The sequence below is a fragment of the Croceimicrobium sp. genome (assembly GCF_965228705.1).
In the GTDB taxonomy this organism is placed as follows: domain Bacteria; phylum Bacteroidota; class Bacteroidia; order Flavobacteriales; family Schleiferiaceae; genus Croceimicrobium.
On the sequence record NZ_OZ245832.1, the window covers coordinates 316,889 to 336,884 of the forward strand.

At 43.5% G+C, this 19,996-nt stretch carries 12 protein-coding genes; all 12 read left to right on the forward strand.

Features of this window, described 5'->3' with window-relative positions; translation table 11 throughout:
* Window positions 1-39 precede the first annotated feature (39 nt).
* The 12 genes from ACO05P_RS01315 (at window position 40) to ccsA (ending at window position 19,959) form a co-directional block, all read left to right on the forward strand.
* A complete protein-coding gene (locus tag ACO05P_RS01315; RefSeq protein ID WP_421752987.1) occupies window positions 40-2,031 on the forward strand; it encodes a tetratricopeptide repeat protein in 1,992 nt (663 codons plus the stop codon).
* Window positions 2,032-2,083: 52 nt separating this feature from the next.
* Entirely contained in the window at window positions 2,084-2,758 is a 675-nt protein-coding gene (locus ACO05P_RS01320; protein ID WP_421752988.1) for a response regulator transcription factor, read from the forward strand.
* Entirely contained in the window at window positions 2,755-4,122 is a 1,368-nt protein-coding gene (locus tag ACO05P_RS01325) for a sensor histidine kinase (protein WP_421752989.1), read from the forward strand. The genes ACO05P_RS01320 and ACO05P_RS01325 overlap by 4 nt, the downstream gene beginning before the upstream one ends.
* Before the next feature lie 50 nt (window positions 4,123-4,172).
* The gene (locus ACO05P_RS01330) at window positions 4,173-8,519 is read left to right on the forward strand and encodes a CusA/CzcA family heavy metal efflux RND transporter (RefSeq protein ID WP_421752990.1); all 4,347 of its coding nucleotides are present in this window, start codon (window positions 4,173-4,175) and stop codon (window positions 8,517-8,519) included.
* Window position 8,520: 1 nt separating this feature from the next.
* Window positions 8,521-9,672 (forward strand): efflux RND transporter periplasmic adaptor subunit, encoded by a 1,152-nt coding sequence (locus ACO05P_RS01335; RefSeq protein WP_421752991.1) that lies wholly within the window; start codon window positions 8,521-8,523, stop codon window positions 9,670-9,672.
* A 62-nt stretch (window positions 9,673-9,734) separates the two neighbouring features.
* Window positions 9,735-10,592, forward strand: a complete 858-nt coding sequence (locus ACO05P_RS01340; protein ID WP_421752992.1) for a hypothetical protein — start codon at window positions 9,735-9,737, stop codon at window positions 10,590-10,592.
* Window position 10,593: 1 nt separating this feature from the next.
* Window positions 10,594-11,913 carry an NAD(P)-binding domain-containing protein gene (locus ACO05P_RS01345; RefSeq protein WP_421752993.1) on the forward strand — a complete coding sequence of 440 codons (1,320 nt, stop codon included), beginning with the start codon at window positions 10,594-10,596 and terminating at the stop codon, window positions 11,911-11,913.
* Window positions 11,910-13,511 (forward strand): hypothetical protein, encoded by a 1,602-nt coding sequence (locus ACO05P_RS01350; RefSeq protein WP_421752994.1) that lies wholly within the window; start codon window positions 11,910-11,912, stop codon window positions 13,509-13,511. Before ACO05P_RS01345 ends, ACO05P_RS01350 begins: the two co-directional genes overlap by 4 nt.
* Window positions 13,496-14,506, forward strand: coding sequence for a cytochrome c3 family protein (locus tag ACO05P_RS01355; RefSeq protein WP_421752995.1), 1,011 nt, complete (start codon window positions 13,496-13,498; stop codon window positions 14,504-14,506). Before ACO05P_RS01350 ends, ACO05P_RS01355 begins: the two co-directional genes overlap by 16 nt.
* Window positions 14,503-16,110 carry a hypothetical protein gene (locus ACO05P_RS01360; protein WP_421752996.1) on the forward strand — a complete coding sequence of 536 codons (1,608 nt, stop codon included), beginning with the start codon at window positions 14,503-14,505 and terminating at the stop codon, window positions 16,108-16,110. Before ACO05P_RS01355 ends, ACO05P_RS01360 begins: the two co-directional genes overlap by 4 nt.
* Before the next feature lie 2 nt (window positions 16,111-16,112).
* A complete protein-coding gene (locus tag ACO05P_RS01365) occupies window positions 16,113-16,856 on the forward strand; it encodes a hypothetical protein (RefSeq protein WP_421752997.1) in 744 nt (247 codons plus the stop codon).
* Window positions 16,857-16,875: 19 nt separating this feature from the next.
* A complete protein-coding gene (gene ccsA, locus ACO05P_RS01370) occupies window positions 16,876-19,959 on the forward strand; it encodes a cytochrome c biogenesis protein CcsA (RefSeq protein ID WP_421752998.1) in 3,084 nt (1,027 codons plus the stop codon).
* Window positions 19,960-19,996 lie beyond the last annotated feature (37 nt).

The following is a 19,996-nucleotide window of genomic DNA, read 5'->3' on the forward strand; positions in this document are numbered from 1 at the left end:
ATCTTATTCCTAAGCTCATTTGCGAGTTATAGTCAGATAATGCTTCCCGAGCTGCATAAAATGGAGCAAAGGCTAGATAGCCTGAAAGGAGAGGAGCGTTTCAGTTTTTTAATGGAATTGGCCCAGGCATATGCCCAGGTGGATGTACCTCAATCCCGCGGTTTCCTGCAAGAAGCAGTGGTATTGAGTAAAAACCTGAATCGACATGATTTTACAGCCAGGGCATTAAACGGAATGGGGATCACCTATTTTATTCAAGGCGACTTAAATTCTGCTTTGGACTATTATCAACAGTCCCTGGGAATCAACGAATTCAATAATGATAGTTCAGGCCTGGCGGTTAATTATAGTAATCTTAGTAATATATATGTAGAGCTGGGGGAGTTTAATAAAGCGACCAATTACTTTTATAAGGGTTTGCAATTAGCCCGTTTACAAGGCGATTCGGCCACCATGGCTGATATCAATAACAATCTGGCCCGGCTGTATAGTAATTTAGGTGATCAGGAAAAAGCGGTAAGCCACCTGCGAAGTTCCTTGGAACTGTATCGTAAGATTGGAGAGGAGGATGTGCTTACAGACTATAATAATTTGGGCATTTCGTATGAGAAGATGGGGCAGCCCGACTCTGCTTTATACTTCTATAAGGCTTGTATCAAATTAGCAGATCAAGCGCATCAAAAACCCAGTCGCTTTTATGCCCTGTCGAATATGGTTAGCTATTTTCTGAAAATAGACGCAATTGATTCGGCGCGTTTTTATTTAGATCAAGCTTTAAATGATCCGCAATTAAAGGAATACGATAACTTTTACCTCACCTTCGGAATTCGTGATGTTCGTGTTTTAGCGAGGGAAGGCAAGGTTGATGAAGCTCTGGATAAAGGGCTGTTCTTTATGGAAATGGCCAGGAATTATTCTCGTTTACAGGATATGGTAGATTTAGCCTCTTCACTGCATCAACTCTATGCCTTAAAAGGTGATTATAAAACGGCCTATTCCTACTTGCTGGAGCATTCCATGTTTAATGATTCCTTGCTCTCCCAATCTAATATTGCTGAACTGGCCAAATTGGAGGAAAGGTATCAGTATCAAATTGAGCGGGAGCGAATTGAGTCAAATCATCAGGCAGAAATTCGTGATCAGGAGTTAAAACGTTTTTGGGTGTATTGGTTTTTGGGAGGATTGGGTATCCTAACCGTGGCCTTTGCCTGGAATGCGTATACCCGCAGAGCGCGTAATATTGTGCTTCGTGAAAAGAATCAAAGGATCGAAAAGCAACATCGGGAGATTCAAGAACAAGAGGCCGAATTACGCGATCAAAAGCAAAGCTTAGAGATGCTTAATGCCTTTAAAGATCGCATTTTGGCTGTAATGGCGCATGACCTGAAATCTCCGCTCAATTCCTTACAAGGTCTTATTGACCTCAGTAATATGGAGGAAGGGCAGGATCCGCAAATCATAATAGGATTTATGCGGAAATTATCTTCAGAAGTAGTAATCCTCCGTCAGAGTATTGAAAACCTTCTGCATTGGGCGCGTTTGCAAATAGGGATAGCCGAGAATAACAAGAAGGAGAGAATAGCAGTTGCAACTGCATTAACACAGGTAATCGATTTGTTTACCGGACTGGCGAAGAATAAGAATATTGAGATTGTTCAGGATTTAAAAGAGGGGGATTTGCAGCTTAAAGCTGATGCCGAAATTGTACGAATTGTATTGCGGAACTTCATTTCCAATGCCTTGAAATTTAATCCCGAGGGGAGTTCCATATTTATTACAGGGGAAAGAAAAGAGCAATGCTATTGTTTCAGAGTAAGAGATCAAGGACCCGGGCTCCGAGATTCTCAAAGGGAGGAAATGTTCTCCGAAATGATGAATCCCTCTGTAGGTACAGCTAAAGAAATGGGGACTGGCTTGGGACTTTTCCTATGCAGCGAATTTGTGCGGGCCAATGGCGGTAAGATTGGCGTAGAGAGTGAGGCTGGTGAAGGATCTACCTTCTGGTTTAGCCTTCCGATCTTTGAGGCCTAAAAAAAGACTCGCCCTTTAGGGAATCTTTAGTTGCGATTCGGAACTTTGAATTATGAAAATCCTGATCGTTGAAGATGAGACAGGTATTGCCGCGTTTTTAAAGCAAGGCCTGGAAGAAGAAGCCTATACCGTGGTGATGGCTCATGATGGTAATAAGGGACTGCAACTGGCCCTATCCGATGATTATGACCTTTTACTTTTAGATTGGATGCTGCCCGGAATGAGCGGAATTGCCATTTGTCAGGAATTCAGGAAGCAAAATAAGAAGACTCCCATCATTCTATTAACGGCCAAAGATTCTTCACAAGAAGTTGTTTTTGGTTTGCAAGCCGGGGCTAATGATTATATCCGTAAGCCTTTTCATTTTGATGAATTATTAGAGCGTATTCGAGTTCAACTGAGAGCCAATAGCGGAGAAACCAGCCGAGAAGCTTTGCAATTAGGTGATATCCAAATGGATTTGAGTGCCCATTTGGTATATCGTAATGAAGAGCTTATCCAACTTACCCAAAGGGAGTTTGCCTTATTGGAATTTTTGCTTCGTAATAAAAACAGGGTTTGTCGACGGGTGCAAATTTTGGAAAACGTATGGGATAGCAATTACAATTACAATGCGGGTATCATTGATGTTTACATTAATACCCTGCGTAAAAAACTAAAGCTGGAAGGAGAGGATAATTACATCCAAACCATTAGAGGGGTGGGCTATATAGCACGGGAAAAATGAATTTAAGCTTTAAAGATCGTATAGCCTTTTATTATTTGGTGGCCACCTCTGCCTTGGTGGCTTTGGCTTTTCTCCTGGTTTATGGTATTGTTTATCAAACGGTTTATGATAATATGGATCGGGTGCTTTCCATTGAAGCCTATAAGCATACTACCGAAGTTATTGTTAAAGGAGATTCTATACACTTTATCAATAAAGGGGAGTGGGAAGAACGTGAACATCGCGAAGCACAGGTATTACCGGTTTTTATTCAATTGATGAATAGCAAAGGGGACTTAATGGACAAATCCCCAAATCTTAAAGATCAGCAATTGCTTTTTCGTCCCGAGTATGAGGGCGGACATCATTTTGATGCTAGCCTGAATGATGAGGTTTTAAGGCAAATTCAAATTCCTCTTCGCAGCAAGGATAAATTACAAGGCTATATCATTGCGGCAATGTCCATGCAGGCATCAATACAGGTTTTACGAAAACTGGCTTGGGCCGAAGCGATTAGTTTCCCGGTAGTATTGATCAGTCTCTTTTACATTACCCGCTCTCTGGCAGATCGCAGTATTAAGCCCATTAAAGAAATAACACGTACCGCTAGGCGTACTTCCAAGCGCTTTTTAGATGAGCGTGTTCCATTACCTGAAAAGCAGGATGAACTTTATGATTTGTCAAAATCAATTAATGCCTTGTTAGATCGATTGCAGCATGCCTTTCAAGGTGAAAAGCAATTTAGTTCGGATGCCTCTCATGAATTGCGCACCCCCTTAGCAACTTTAAGAGGAAGCCTGGAAGTATTGATTCGCAAACCACGCAGCCAGGAAGAGTATGAAACCACTATTAAATCCGCCTTATTGCAAATAGATCGCATGGCTGATTTAAGTGATCAATTATTAGTTTTAGCCCGCATGGATTCGGAGGCATTAAATTTAAATCCTCAGGCTCTGGGCATAGTTTTAGAGGAAGTGCTAAGTTCTCTGCACCCTGCAATTCAGGCTAAAAACCTGGAAATACACTTGGATCTTCATCAGCTGGAAAGCGAAGAAATACCGGGCTATTTTGGCAGTTTAATATTCCAAAACTTGATAGGCAATGCCGTAAAGTACAGTCCGGAATTTTCGACCATTCGTGTTGAAGCTGAAACAAATGAACAGGGCTTATCATGTTCGGTTTGCGATCAAGGACCAGGAATTTCGAAAGAAGAACAAAGCCAAATTTTCCAGGCTTTTTACCGTAGTCCAAAGGCAATGAAAAACGGCGCACCCGGCTCTGGCTTGGGACTTTCTATTGCCCAAAGGGCAGCTGAGGCGATCGAAGCCCGAATCGAATTGCAATCTGAGCCCTCCAAAGGCACCTGTTTCAAGGTCCATTTTTAGGAAATCTTTAGAAAGCGTTTCGGAAGGCTTTAGAATGCCCTTCTACCTTCGTGGTATTAGTCTGGGACGCCATGTTGGAGAAAATTATCAGTTACAGCCTGAAGCAGAAATTCATCGTAATTCTGATCAGTTTAGGCATAGTGGGATTTGGAGTATATGCCCTTTTCCATATACCCATTGGAGCCGTGCCCGATGTAACTAATAATCAGGTACAAGTTATTACCACCTCCCGAAACTTAGCGACCGAAGATGTTGAAAAATACCTAACCTATCCGGTAGAATTAGAAATGGCCAATTTACCCGGGGTGAAGGAAATTCGCTCGGTTTCCAAATTTGGCTTGTCTGTAGTGACCATTGTCTTTGAGGATGACTTAGGCACCTATTTACCCCGACAGTTAATCGCGGAAAAACTTAAAACCGCTCAGGCTAATATTCCAGATGGCTTTGGAGTTCCTTTTATGGGGCCCATTACCACGGGCTTAGGCGAAATATATCAGTACACGCTCGAGGTAGACTCGGCCCATAAGGACCTTTATTCAGTTACAGATTTACGTACCATTCAAGATTGGGTGGTACGTCGTCAATTGTCGGGTATTCCCGGAGTGGTAGAGGTTAATACCTGGGGAGGTTTTCTCAAACAATATCGGGTATCCGTGAATCCGGAATTGTTGCGTAGTCATCAAATAGGCATAAGCGAGGTATTTAAAGCATTAGAAGAAAATAATGGCTTAGCCGGCGGAGCTTATATTGAAAAGGAGGCAGAAACTTATTTTATCAGAAGTGAAGGATTAGCGACTGATCTTAAAGATCTGGAAAACATTGTTGTAAGTCAGCGCGGGGGCGTTCCGGTTCTGGTGAAAGATCTGGCTAAAGTTGAAATTGGTTCTGCACCTCGCTTTGGTGCCATCACCGCTAATGGAGAAGGCGAAAAAGTTATGGGCCAAATCATGATGCTGAAGGATGCGAACTCCAAGGCGGTTATTGAGGCTGTGAAAGAGCGGATTTCCAAAATCGAGCAGAATTTACCCCCGGGCATTCAAATCAATCCTTTTCTAGAACGCAGTGACCTGATAGCCAAAACCACATTTACTATTGCTGAAAACCTCATTCTGGGTTGTTTGATTGTAATCTTTGTGGTAGTTGTGCTCTTGGGTAATTGGCGCTCAGGATTGGTAGTCGCTTCAGTTATCCCTATTTCTCTGCTCTTTGCCATCTCCCTGATGTACATTTTTGGTATCGATGCGAACCTAATGAGTTTAGGAGCAATCGACTTCGGGATCATCATTGACGGGGCAGTCATTATCGTTGAGTTTATCGCCTATCAATTGGTGAAGAATCAGGGAGAATTACAGAATCTTAAAAATTTGGATCGCTCCCAAAAGATTGATGGCATCACCAAGAATGCGGCAAATAAGATGATGCATTCGGCGGTATTTGGTCAACTAATTATCATCATAGTATTTATCCCCATCCTTAGTTTGGCAGGAGTAGAAGGCAAGATGTTTCGTCCTATGGCCTTGGTTTTCAGCTTTGCGCTGATTGGTGCCATGTTCCTGTGTTTCTCCTATGTACCCGTTATGGCCTCCTTGTTCTTCAGGTCGGGAAACTTAAAAGCCAGTGCCTGGTCAAATCGCTTAATGAATAGCCTGGCGCGATTGTACAAACCAAGTTTGGACTGGGCTTTGCGCCGAAAGGCCTTGGTGTTGAGTGCTGCTTTGGCTCTTTTCATTTCAGCCATTGTACTTTTTGGTAAAATGGGGGCAGAGTTTGTTCCCACTTTAGATGAAGGAGATTACGTAATTCAACCGATCCTGAAAACAGGTACTTCTCTCAGTAGAACCGTAGAACTTACTACGCGTATGGAAAAGATACTCATGGGATTTCCAGAAGTTGAGCAGGTAGTATCGCGAATAGGAGCGGCAGAAGTTCCCACCGATCCCATGTCGATGGAAGAGGCGGATGTGATCATCAAACTAAAACCGCATTCCGAATGGCAAAGCGCCGAAAGTAAGGATGATCTGGCGGAAGCTTTTAAAAGCGCCTTAATGGAAATTCCGGGCGTGGAATATGAGTTCACGCAACCAATAGAAATGCGCTTTAATGAATTGATTACCGGCGTTCGGGCTGATTTGGCTATTAAGATTTTTGGAGAGGATCTCGATAAACTTAGTTCTCTGGCTTATCAAATTAAAAATGCCATTGCTGATGTGGAAGGAGCTTCGGATATCAGTGTAGAAAAAATAGTGGGTTTGCCTCAGTTAAAAGTGAAGTTTGATCGAGCCCGAATAGCACGCTATGGCTTAAATATTGCCGATCTCAATCGAGTAATTTCCACTGGTTTTGCCGGTGCTAAGGCAGGAGTTCTATTCGAAGGTGAAAAACAATTTGATATCAGCTTAAGGCTGGATGAAACACATCGTAATCAAATTGAAGATATTAAAGCGATTCAAATTCAAAGTCCGGATGGTAGGTCGATACCCTTGCGTGAATTGGCCCATATAGAACTCACCAAAGGACCCGCCAAGGTTTCTCGCGATAATACCCGCCGCCGAATTGTCGTTGGGGTTAATGTTCGGAACCGAGACCTCGAATCGGTTGTGATGGATGTGCAGTCTATAATTGATGCTCAAATAAATTTACCGGAGAATTACAGCATTGAGTATGGAGGGCAGTTTCAAAATTTACGCTCGGCTCGAGCCCGATTGGCTTATGCCGTACCCGTGGCATTGCTATTGATTTTCCTCTTGCTCTATTTTGCCTTCGATTCTGTAAAGGATGCACTGTTAATTTATACTGCAATACCCTTATCTGCAGTTGGGGGAGTGTTTCTATTGTATCTGCGGGGGATGCCATTTAGTATTTCGGCAGGAGTAGGCTTTATTGCCTTATTTGGGATAGCGGTACTCAATGGTATAGTGCTGATCGAGGAATTTAAGGCCCTGAAAGAACAAGGTCTGAAAGATGTGCATCAGCGAATTTTAACCGGAGCGGTACAGCGATTACGTCCGGTGCTATTAACGGCATCGGCCGCAGCCTTAGGTTTCTTACCGATGGCCATTTCCTCATCAGCAGGAGCGGAGGTACAAAGACCTTTGGCCACCGTGGTTATTGGAGGACTGATCAGTTCTACGGCCTTAACTCTAATGGTCTTGCCTTTACTTTATTCTTGGTGGGAAGGTGGAGTTGTTTTAAAAGGAAAGAAGCTTAATAAATCGGCGCTGTTGATGCTTCTTCTCCTATTGGTTCCTATAGGGACTCAGGCTCAGGAAAGTCCCAAAAGCTTGAAGGAGCTAGAAAACTTGGCCTTAGAACACAATTTTGCTTTGCATGCCGCTCAGCTGGAAAGTCAAAGGCAAAAGTCATTGGTGCCAGCCGCCATTTCGATTCCCGCTACTCAGTTTTATTATTCCTACGATCAAAACAATATTGCCCAGAATAATGCGCCTATTCGGGTTTGGGGGATTGATCAGGAGATTCATTTTCCCACCTATTATTATCAGCAGTCTAAAGCGCAGGAACTTCGTTTTGAAAGGGCCGAAAGTGAACAGGAAATGCGCAAGCAGCAATTACTGAAACAATTAGGTCAGGCTTATTACGAAGGCGTGTATTGGTATAGTATGCGCCAAAATTATCAGCACCTTGATAGTCTGTATAGAGGATTGGCCTTAAAAGCAGATCAGGCTTATAAGCTGGGGCAAAGCAATTATTTGCAAAAGTTGGCGGCTCAATCGAAGGCAGAAGAAATTAAATTAAAATTAGAGGAATACCGTGCTCGACAGGAACAGATTCAAAGCCAATTAGAAGCCTTGGTTCAAACTAATTTGGATGAGGTGGCTTGGGAGGCTTTCCCCAGAATTGAATGGAGAAAGATTGACACCAGCACTTATGCCGGATTGGATTGGCAACAAAAGAATCTGGCATTAGCCCAGGCAGAGCAAAAAGTAAGTCAGGCGGCCTGGTGGCCTGCCCTAAGCTTTGGCTATTTTCAAGGCACTAATAGTTTGCCTAATGCCCGAACCTATCGCGGGGTGCAAGTAGGATTAGCGATTCCATTATGGTATGGACCGCGAAAAGCAGCATCGGCAGCGGCCAAGCTCAATTATGCCAAAAGCCAATCGGCAGCGCAGGATTATCGCTTGTCCATTCTGGCGCATCAGCGCAGTTTGGAGATTGAATTGCTTCAATATCAAAAAACGATCAAACACTTTCAAGAGGTGAATTATCCTTTAGTGAAGGAAATCCGAAAACATTCGGAGGAAGCACTAAAGGCTGGTGAAATCTCTTATCTCGAATTTGTGCAGCTCCAGGAAAGGGCCAGCACTTTAGAAACGGAATACCTCTATCAGCAATGGCAGTATTTCCATCGCTGGCTAGAGTTAAAATATTTAAACGAATAAATTGAAAAATCCAGGATACTTAAGCTTTGCTAAGTTATTTGTCTTAGCCTTTGTTCTCGCCCTTGCTTCATGCAGCTCTCCGGCTGAAAAGCCTGAAGAAAAGGTAGCTGCTCAAGAAGAGGAGGCGCAGTATTTGAGTCAATCCCAATTGGATCAAGAAGGTATTCATTTGGTGCAAATACAGAAATCATTAATGGGCAATAGCCTTAATTTAAGTGGACAAATATTGACCAGTCCTTCGGCACGTTTTGATGTGAGTTCCCATTTTGGAGGAACCGTTAGGCAATTGCATTTGCAAAATGGCGATCGTATTCAAAAAGGGCAGGTTTTATTCTATTTGGAAGGCCCCGCTTTATTGGATTTACAGCAGAATTATTTGGAAGAAAAGGCACGACTCGACTTCTTGCAAGCGGATTACGAGCGCCAGGAAAAGCTCTTTCAGGATTCTGTAGTTTCAGAGAAAGTCTATCGACAGGCTTTAGCCGATTTTAGAGTATCACAAGCACGTTTTCAAAGTTTAAAGGCCAAATTAGACCTTCTTCAAGTAGACTTAAGACAATTGCATCAAAAGGGAATATTTGAACGTATTGCCTTTCGTGCTCCTGCATCCGGCTATTTAAGTCAGCTTACTATAAATGAAGGCTATTTATTGCAGGCCAATGAAAGAGCAGCGGTAATTATTAATGATAGAGAGCCTGTAATTGAGCTTAAGGTTTTTGAAAAAGACCTAGGACATGTTAAGGTGGGGCAGAGAATTGAATATCAAATTCCTTCGATGGCAGATCAGCGATACTTTGCGGAAATAGTGCAAATTAGTCCCGATTTCACACAAGCGCAAGGATCGGCATTAGCTTATGCTAAGCTAAGTGAAGGTTCTGTGCCTAAATCCATCGGAACAGGCATGTATGTTGAAGCGCAAGTATTTGAAGGGGAAAGAGCAGTGGCCAGTCTTCCAGAGACAGCTGTGGTGGAGCAAAACGGACATTATTTTGCCTTAAGCGCTAAACAGCTAGGAGGCCAATACCGCTTGGAAAAATTGGAGCTGAAAATCGGAATGCGGCAAAAAGGTATAGTGGAAATTATTGGTGCTAAACAATATTTAGACACGGTCTACTTTTTAGATAAGGGAGCTTTTGGCTTACTTGGGGAATGAATCGAAAGTAGAGGCTAAGTCGAAAGAATTTTGAGCCCTAATAGGGATTCGCAGGAATAATAATGGGAACAACAGGGAAAAAAAATTGGTGGCATATCATTTATCAATCCACCTTGGCTTTGATCGTAATTCTGGTCACCTTATGGCTAGGATTTGAGGGTTATGATTATTACCAAACTCCGCTAGAGGAACGCTTCTATCACGAGCATCATGAGTGGTTTAAGGCCTCTGGCTTATTTGGACATGGTTTGGGAATTATAGGAACCGCCTTAATTACGATTGGCGTATTCTTGTACATACCTGCCAAGAAATACGGCTTTCTGGAGAAATACATCCGCTTACGTTATTTGCTGGAATTTCACATTTTTCTCTGCACTCTGGGGCCAATCTTAATTCTCTTTCATACCACCTTTAAATTTGGGGGAATCGTTTCCATAGCCTTTTGGTCCATGGTACTGGTGGTCTTATCCGGAGTGGTGGGGCGTTATATCTATTTGCAAATTCCACGCAGTATTTCGGGTCGCGAATTATCCCGTCAAGAATTAAAGGAGGAACAAGAACGCTCTTTAGCAGCATTAGCGGTGGTAGCCGATCAAGCCCCCGAGCTTTACCAGCAAATCCGGGAATACCAAAATGATGAGAAAGGCTATTTCGCACGAAGGAGTCATTTTCGAAATCATTTTAGTCAGCTTAAATCGCAATTGGGAGCCTTACACCTGGATGCTAAAGAACACAAGTTGATATTAAGCAATATCAAAGCCGAAATGGTTTTGCAGCAACGCATACACCGTTTAGCTTTAATGCAAAAGCTCTTTAAGTATTGGCATGTGGCTCACCGGCCCTTTGCCCTAATTATGCTCTTGGTGGTTATCATCCATATTGGGGTGACTATGGCCATGGGTTATACCTGGATTTTTTAGCATGTGGGAAGTATTGATATATGGCTTTGTAATTCTGCTTTCGGGTACAATCGTCTGGTACTATTGGAGTTCCGGGCAAAAACGCTCTAAGGAAGTAGCTGCCAAAGTAGTACAAGCTCAGGAAGAGGGACGTTATCAGCCAGTATCCCTGCATCCCTATATCGATCCTCATAAATGTATTGGCAGCGGCGCCTGTGTTCGCGCCTGCCCGGAAGAAGATATTTTAGGCTTAATTGATGGCAAAGGCACCTTGATTAATGCCAGCAGCTGTATTGGTCATGGGGCTTGTTTTCACGCCTGTCCCGTAGATGCCATTAGTTTGCGCATTGGTACCGAGGTACGAGGCGTAGATCTGCCCCATATCAAACCAAATTACGAAACCAATATTTCCGGAATTTACATCGCCGGTGAATTAGGGGGCATGGGCCTCATTAAAAACTCCGCCGAGCAAGGAGTACAGGCTTGTAATAATTTGGCCGAAGAATTACCCTCTGAACGATCATGCGAAACGGATGTAGTGATTATTGGTGCGGGTCCAGCGGGCATCGCTGCGGCATTAAAAGCCAAAGAAAAAGGATTAAGCTTTAGAGTGCTGGAGCAAGATTCCTTGGGGGGAACCGTTTTTACCTTTCCTAGGGATAAGGTAGTAATGACCAGTCCCATGGACTTACCACTCTACGGTAAGTTGAAATTGAATAATACCTCAAAAGCCGAATTATTAGGGATTTGGAATGAGGTTCTGGATAAGCATCAAATTCAAATTGAAGAGCATTCGAAAGTAGAACGGATCTCTCAAATAGGAGATTACCATTTTAAATTGGAAACCTCCAAGGGAGAATCTGTGGAAGCGCGCTCAGTGATCATCGCTATCGGTCGGAGAGGGACGCCTAGAAAATTAGGTGTTCCAGGAGAAGAAAGTAGCAAAGTTGCCTATCGATTATTGGAGCCCGAGCATATTCAGGGTGAGAAGGTGCTGGTTGTTGGAGGTGGAGATTCGGCCGTGGAGTCAGCCTTGCTTTTAGCCGATCAAAATGAAGTGCATCTTTCCTATCGTAAACAGCATTTCGCCCGCATTAAAAAGGGAAATCAGGAAAAATTGGAGGCGGCATTAGCCTCAGGGAAAATACTTCCGCTATTGAGTACTAATGTGCGAGCGATAGAGGAGAAGTCTGTAAGTTTAGAACAAGCGGATGGATCGGAAATCACGATAGAGAATGATCGCATCTACATTTTTGCCGGTGGTGAATTACCGATTCCCTTTTTGAAAGAGGCCGGAATTAGCGTTGAGAAAACCTTTGGGAAAACCCTCAAAAAACATTGAGAACAATTAGCAAAATAGCACTCCTTATTCTGTTTAGCCTAAGCAGCATATCCCTGTGGGCGCAGTTTTCACCAGGTAAGCTTTCGGAAGCCCATGCTAAATATGAAGGCCTTGATAATTGTACCCTTTGCCATGAAATTGGTGCCCAGATATCAGAAAAGAAATGCCTGGAATGCCATAAGGAGTTGCAAAGTCTGATCAATTTAAAGCGAGGCTATCATTCCTCCAAAGAGGTGAAAGAGAAAAGCTGTATTAAATGCCATAGCGAGCATCATGGGCGTAAGTTCGATGCAGTACGATTTGATCAGGATAATTTTAATCACAATTTAACCGGCTATAAGCTGGAGGCAGCGCATGATCGCATTGATTGTCGTGATTGTCATAAAGCCGATTTTATTTCCGATTCTGAGATTGCGGGGCGAAAAGGGACATTCTTGGGACTGGAAGAATCTTGTCTTACTTGCCATGTTGATTACCATCAAGGAAGCTTAGGTAAAGATTGTCTTTCCTGCCACAATTTTGAAGAGTTCCCGCAAACACCAGGTTTTGATCATGCCAAAACCGACTTCCCCTTAAAAGGAGCCCATCAAAATGTAAATTGCCTCGAATGTCATCCCAAGGAAGTTCGAGCAGGTAAGGATTTTCAAAAGTTTAGCGACATTGCCTTTAGTCGCTGTACCGATTGCCATGAAGATGCCCATCAAGGAAAGTTTGGTCAGAATTGTACCGATTGTCATTCTGAGCAATCCTGGCAAAAACTCAAGAATCGCAATTCCTTTAATCACGATTTAACCGACTATCCCCTAAGGGGTATGCACCGCACGGTGAGTTGCAGCGAATGTCATAGCAGCGGCGATTTTAGAAAGGCCATGTCTTTTGCCAATTGCATTGACTGCCATGAAGATTACCATGAAGGGGAAATAGAAAGTATTGTCCAAAAGAAGCAAGATTGTGATGCCTGCCATAGCCTCGAAAAACCTTTTACTTATAGTTCTTACGATTGGGAAGATCATGAGAACAATGGCTTTCCCCTGCAAGGAGCTCACTTAGCTACTCCTTGTTTTGCCTGTCATAAAGAATCGGAAGAGAGTCGCTGGGATTTTGCCTTCGAAGCGCAGAACTGTGTATCTTGTCATGAGAATATTCATGAGGGGCTCATCAGCGAAAGCTATTTTCCGGAACAAAATTGCGAGACCTGCCATAATGCAGAAGCCTGGTCGCAAGTGCAGTTTAAACATGAAGAAACGGGTTGGGCCTTAGAAGGAGCACATGCTCGTGAGGATTGTCGCGAATGCCATTTTGAAGGCGAAGAACAACATTTTAAGGATCGCGATCAAAGCTGTGTGCAATGCCATGATAATGTGCATGGTGACCAATTTGAAGAAGAGGGAAAAACCAATTGCCAGGCTTGTCATCAAAGTGCGGAGCAATGGAAGGCTGATCTTTTCGATCATCAGCTCACCGAATTCCCGCTGGAAGGTCGCCATGCCGAAATAGACTGTGCCGCTTGCCATAAAGCTGAAATGCAGTCTGATGGCCAAGAAAGAGTTATTTATAAAATAGAGAAATTCCAATGCATCGATTGTCACGGTACCTAGCGCTATTCCTCTTTGGGGCGATTGGGCTTATGGCTCAAAATCCGCATGGAGAAGGATTCAAAATTAATTGCTCAGATTGCCATAATTCGGGCTCCTGGCAGGTGAATTTACAAACCATGAAGTTCGACCATTCCAGTACGGGCTTCGAACTGGAGGGGCAGCATGCGGCAGTGGCTTGTATGGATTGCCATGAGAATCTGGAATTTAAAAAGGTAGGAAACCAATGTGTGGAATGTCATACTGATGTGCATCAAATGAGCGTGGGCGACGATTGTAGGCGCTGCCATGATAGCGAATCCTGGTTGGTTTTTAACATCCCTGAATTACACGAACAAAATGGTTTTCCTTTGCAGGGTGCTCATATTACCTTAGCCTGCATCGATTGCCATGATGCCTCCAATAATTTGGTTTGGGAAAGGCAGGGCCAGGAATGCGTTGATTGCCATCGCGAAGATTACCAAACCGCCTCTGACCCAGATCACATAGCCTCTGGCTTTTCCATCGATTGTGTTCAATGTCATGAACCGCTTAGTCAGCAATGGGGAGGCGATAATTTCCACTATTTCTTCCCTTTGGTATTAGGTCATGATGGCCTGGATTGTATGGACTGTCATACCAGCCCAACTTACGATCAAATTCAGCCGATATGCTCTACTTGTCATATCGACGATTATCAAAATGCGACCAATCCCAATCATGTGAGTTCTGGTTTCCCAACCGATTGTGCCCTTTGCCATAGTACCAATCCAGGTTGGGCACCGGCAAGCTTCGAAAATCACGATGATAATCATTTCCCCATTTACAGCAGAACCCATCGTGGTACCTGGAGTTCTTGCACCGAATGCCATACGAACCCATCCAATTACAATGTATTTAGCTGTATCGATTGCCATGAGCATAATCGCAGTGAAATGGATGACGAGCACGATGATGTAGGTGGTTACCGATATGATAGCAATGCCTGTTATAACTGTCATCCTACCGGAAGAGAATGATGCAAAAAGCACACATAGTAGTAGTTTGTATACTGTTTACTTTGGGCCTTTCGGCACAGGAAGTGCGCCAGGCTGAGGTGACTTATGTAAATGACCAAAGCGTTTATTTACGCTTTCAAAGTACCGAAGGCTTAAGTGAAGGCGATACCCTCTTTAATCAAAATGGCGGGCAGGCTTGTTTGCGCATTCAAAAGATATCCTCCGTATCCTGTTTGGCAGAGCGCATTTCAAATTGTGAGATTTCCAAAGGTCAGATTTTCGAGGTGCGCCTTTCGGCGGATGCGACTCCAGCAAAGGAAGAAGCTCCTGAAGTATTGGAAAGTCCACAAGTAGTGGAAAGCAGCAGCGATAGTTTGTCTCGCAGCCAGGTGCGTGATCGCAGCAATGGCATGCGCTCTAAAGGTCGAGGCTATTTAAATCTATCGCTGAATAATGGCAGTACCATTAGTTCCAATGGCCGTGAAAATTACCGTACGAATTTTAGGGCCAGCCTTAAGGCAGATAGTCTTTTCGGGCAAGATTTGAGCTTAGAGGCCTATGGCAATGTGCAAGACTTTCGACGCTCTTTTGAAAGCAATGGTGATGATTTTAGGGCTTTGATTTACAATTTAGCCCTGATCTATAAACCCAGCAACCATCACCAGTTGGTAGTTGGTCGTAAGATTAATAGCCGTATTTCTTCCTTAGGCGCCATTGACGGTTTGCAGTGGGAGGGGAATTGGAATAATTGGCGAGCAGGTGCCATTGTGGGCAGTCGCCCAGATTTTAGCAATTATAGCTACAATGCCAATCTCCTGCAGTATGGCGCTTATGGTGCTTACGATTGGAGCACCAAGTCCTGGACGGGTCAATGGACGGTAGGTTTAATGGAACAAAGAAATCAAGGGGCGATTGATCGTCGCTATTTATACACCCAGCAATCGATGCGTTGGGGGAAATGGTCTTGGTTTGCATCCTCGGAAATCGACCTCTATGAAAATTTTGATACCGCCCAGGCGGGTAGCAAAGCCCGCTTAACCTCCCTTTATTTATCGATGCGTTATCGACCTACCAGTCGCCTGACCCTCTTTAGTTCTTACGATACCCGCCAACAAATAATATTCTTTGAACGCTATGATAGTGATATAGAGCGACTCTTAGCCGAACAGGGAGCGCGTCAGGGTTTTCGACTTCGTGGCGACTATCGCTTTTTTCGGGCTACGCATTTAGGTTTGAGCTATAATGTACGTACCAATCCTACTTTTGGAAACCGTAGCCAGAACTTGCAGGCCTACCTCAGTCATCATCGTTTGCCCTGGATTGGAGGTAGCCTTACTTATCGATTTAACAAAAACCAAAACGGGAATTTAAACTCGGAGATAAATTCCCTACGCTACTCGCGATCCTTCAATTCAGGATTTCGCATGTCGGCTTATTATCGCTTTGCTTCGTATCGCTACGTTCTTCGTGAAATCACCCTAGATCCGCAGCATTATTACGGTGCAGAATTGAGCTGGCTTTTGGCTCAAGATTGGAATATGGGAATTATGGGAGAATATAGCCAAATAAGCGATCAAGACCTGTTTCGAATGTATCTTCGCATCCAGAAAAGATTCAAATTTTAGTCATGCGCAGACTGAGCTTTTTAGCGGCTCTGGCACTTTTGGCTTGTCAACAGCAGCCCACCATTATCGAAACGGAGGATTCATCCGTAAAGGAGATTTTTAATTCCGACAGTAGTCCTGAAAACAGTCCCAATGCCGAGCATCGGGTGGTGGTTTTAGATACCCTTCAAAGTTCGAGGTATTCCTACCTCAAAGTTAAAGAAGGAGAGAAGGAGTTTTGGTTAGCCACCATGCGTTCCGATTTCCAAATAAACGAGGAATACAGCTTTAGCAAGGGATTGTATAAAACCGATTATTATTCTACTGAATTCGATCGCAGCTTTGATGAAATCTACCTGGTTTCACAATTACGTCCCCTCTTTTCGGGTAGCCAAAAACAGGCATTAGATCAAATGTTTAAAGGTGGACAGCAAGCCCCTGAAGCTGGTGTGAAAATTTCAGAAGCAGATTATGATCGGGAAGGATCAATCAAGATCAAAGAACTGATTCAAAACGCTGAGAACTACATCAATAAGGAAGTGCAAATCACCGCTAAGGTTACAAAGATCAATGCCAATATTATGGATCGTCATTGGTTACATCTTAAGGATGGCAGCTTTGATACTTTCGATTTGGTAGCTACTTCTCAAACTGCTGTGCCCGCGGGGCATATCGTTACTCTTAAGGCTACCTTGCATCAAGATGTAGATTTTGGTGCGGGCTATACTTACAATCTTATTTTGGAAAACGCCGAGGTAATCCCTTGATTAATAGAAAATAATTCCAGTGCAGAAAATTCTTGATTTACTCTTCGGCCGCCGAGCCGCTTTAGTATATATCCTCTTATTTGCCGCCGCAGTTGGGGTGGCTACCTTCGTTGAAAACGACTATGGGACGGATAGTGCCCAGAAGGTGATTTACCAATCTACCTGGTTTGAGGTACTTCTTTTCCTGTTTTCCGGAGCAATTGTGAAGAATGTTTTGGATTTCCGTTTGATTCAGCGTAAAATGTGGGCGGTACTCACCTTTCACCTCGCTATTCTGGTAATTTTACTGGGAGCAGGCATTACCCGCTTTACCGGTTTTGAAGGTATGATGCACATTCGTGAAGGCGAACAGAGCAATCAATATCTATCTACGGAAGGGTATCTCAAATTACGCTTCAACAAAGACAATCGCGAGTATCTCATTGAAGAGCCAGTACTTTGGTCATCATTAGGTTCCAATAGTTTTTCTGAGACCTATCAGCTTAATAATGAAAAGGTAAAACTTAAGGTTAAGGAGGTTTATATTAATCCTGAATACGAAATGGTGGCGGCCGATCAAGGGGAGCCCATCATCAAAGTGGTTTTTGGATCTGATGCAGGCCGTAATGAGTATTACTTGCATTATAATTCGCAGCGCCGATTAGGTGGAGTACCCTTTTATTTTGGACCGGGTATTATGCCCAATCACTTCAATATTGATTTGGATAGTGAAGGACGGGCCATGGTTACAAGCGCGGAAGCCTATAGTTATATGCGCATGGCCGACCGAAGCATGCACGATGTTCCTGCAGATACGGCCACAGAATTAGCCTTACGTAGTTTATACCGCTGGGGCGGATCCGCCTTTGTATTTGGCGACTTTCAAAATTCAGCTCGTCTCAAACGTTCAGAAGGAAGCTTAAAGATTCAATCCTCATCTACTATTGGGATATTGCTGCAAGTGCAAAAGGCAGAGCAGGTTGAAGAAGTATATATCGAAGGTTTTAAGGGTTATCCCGGAAAAGCCGAAACAGTTGATTTAGGCAATATGCAATTGTCTCTGTCTTATGGTTCTAAGGTGCGTGAGTTGCCTTTCAGTATTAAGCTTTATGATTTTCAGATGGAGCGGTACCCCGGAACCAATTCGCCGGCTTCCTATGCCAGTGAAGTTCAGGTCTTAGATCCAAGGGGTGGGAAGGAATTTGACTTCCGTATTTACATGAATCACATTCTGAATTATGGTGGATATCGCTTTTTCCAATCCTCTTATGATCGAGATGAAACCGGAACCTACCTATCTGTGAATCACGATTTCTGGGGAACCTGGGTTACGTATTTGGGCTATACCTTGCTCACAATTGGTATGCTTTGGACACTGGTCGCACGAAATACCCGCTTCGCACAATTGTCTAAGCAAATACGCGAGTTAAGGGCACGCCGATCGGCTACGGTGCTTCTCATTCTGGCTACCGCTTTTGGAATGAGTGCTCAAACGGAATTGCAATCCGAAATAGACGCAGTGTCACAGGAGCATGCAAGTTTGTTTAGTACGGTTCTGGTGCAAGATATCAATGGTCGTATGAAGCCCATGCACACCTTAAGCAGAGAGGTATTACGAAAGCTTACGGGTAAAGAAAGTTATCGCGGATTGAACGCCGATCAAGTGCTTTTAAGTGTTTGGGCAAATAATCAGGAGTGGTACGGGGAGCCTATGATCAAATTACCCTTTCATCCACGTTTTGCGGAAATGGGTTTTACAGAAAAGCTCCAAGCTTATAAAGCCTTCTTTAATACTGATGGATCTTACAAACTCGCAGAGGAGGTTCAAAAGGCCAATTCGGTTATAGACAAGGAAAAGGGAACCTGGGAAAAGGCCTTATTGAAATTGGATGAGAAGATCAACATCTTCAATATGATGCTCTCCGGTTACCTCTTGCGCATTGTGCCTTTGGAGGGCGATATCAACAATACCTGGGTGTCTGATTATAGTCATGGGGAACAGAGTTCAATTGTGGCCGATAAGCTTTTCCCGGCTTATTTAGCGGCCCTGAATAATGGGATGCAATCCGGTGATTATAAGGTGGCGAATACCATCATCAGTGAGTTGATGAAGTATCAAAATGCTCAAGACCCCGAAATCCTGCCTTCCAATACCCAACGTAAATTGGAGATTTTCTTGAATGAGTTGAAGGTCTTCAATCGTTTGGCATTGGTTTATACCTTATTAGGATTGGCCTTTTTGATTTTATTGTTTCTACAGGTATTCCGGCCTAAGAATAGTTTTTCCAAACTGCATTTGCTGCTTTTAATCTTAATGTTTGCTGCTTTCTTCTTCCATACTTTAGGATTGGGCTTGCGCTGGTATGTTTCCGGTCGTGCGCCTTGGAGTAATGGTTATGAGAGTATGATTTACATTGCCTGGACCGGAACCCTGGCAGGATTGTTATTTAGCCGTAAATCGAGTGGAGCCCTAGCGGCTACCAATGTGCTTAGTGGTGTGGTATTATTAATTGCCATGTTGAGTTATCTCAATCCTGAAATTACCCCTCTGGTGCCCGTATTGCGTTCTTATTGGTTAACCATTCACGTATCCTTGGAAGCAGGTTCTTATGGTTTCTTAATGCTAGGTGCCCTCATTGGGGTAATCAATTTGCTTCTGATGATATTCTTAAATCAGGAGAATAAGAAACGCATTCGAGATATCGTGTCAGAAATGACCAAACTCAGTGAAATGACTTTGATTGGGGGTCTCTTTATGCTAAGCATCGGAACCTATTTAGGTGGTGTTTGGGCCAATGAAAGCTGGGGCCGCTATTGGGGTTGGGATGCCAAAGAAACCTGGGCTTTAGTATCGATATTGGTTTATGCCTTTATTCTGCATATGCGCTTTTTACCAGGTTTTAAAAGTCATTTTGCCTTCAATTTCGCGACTCTATTTGGTTTGGCTTCTATTATCATGACTTATTACGGAGTAAACTATTACCTATCAGGTCTGCATAGTTATGCGGCAGGAGATCCGGTACCCGTGCCAGCATGGGTGTATTATTCCATTGCGAGTTTGGTTCTAATAAGTGCATTGGCCTGGTGGCGTCAACGAAAGATTTGGCGAAAGTCTAAGGCTTAAGCGTTTCTAAACCTTTATTAGACATTTAGCTTTGACT